Origin of the sequence: Pseudoalteromonas sp. S3178, assembly GCF_005886985.1 — a bacterium.
In the GTDB taxonomy this organism is placed as follows: domain Bacteria; phylum Pseudomonadota; class Gammaproteobacteria; order Enterobacterales; family Alteromonadaceae; genus Pseudoalteromonas; species Pseudoalteromonas carrageenovora.
This window is the reverse complement of the sequence record NZ_PNCW01000552.1, coordinates 1-307: the sequence shown is the minus strand read 5'-3', so window position 1 is coordinate 307 and position 307 is coordinate 1. Positions and strand designations below refer to the sequence as shown.

General features: G+C 45.9%; 1 pseudogene. It reads right to left on the bottom strand.

Features of this window, described 5'->3' with window-relative positions:
* Nucleotides 1-54 precede the first annotated feature (54 nt).
* Nucleotides 55-307 (bottom strand): annotated as a pseudogene (locus tag CWC11_RS22170) (tripartite tricarboxylate transporter permease); the annotation flags it as partial.

Sequence of the window (307 nt, the reverse complement as noted above, 5' to 3'; positions counted from 1 at the left end):
TGCTAATTTTTGTGATTGCGACACACGTATTTCCTCACTGCGGGTTTACTAGGGTTACTGCGCAACTTTTCGTTGCTGGAAGTACTCTTTTAATGGGATCAACAACACTAACATGGCAAGCGCAAATATGCCTAAAGTTAACGGCCGCTCCCAGATAAAGCTAATAGAGCCATCCGAAATCATCATGGCGCGGCGGTAATTACGTTCGATCATATCGCCGAGAATAAATCCAAGGAGCAAAGGTGCCATCGGGAAACTCAATAATCTCAGCACCACCGCCACCAAGGCAAAACCCACCATCATAAAC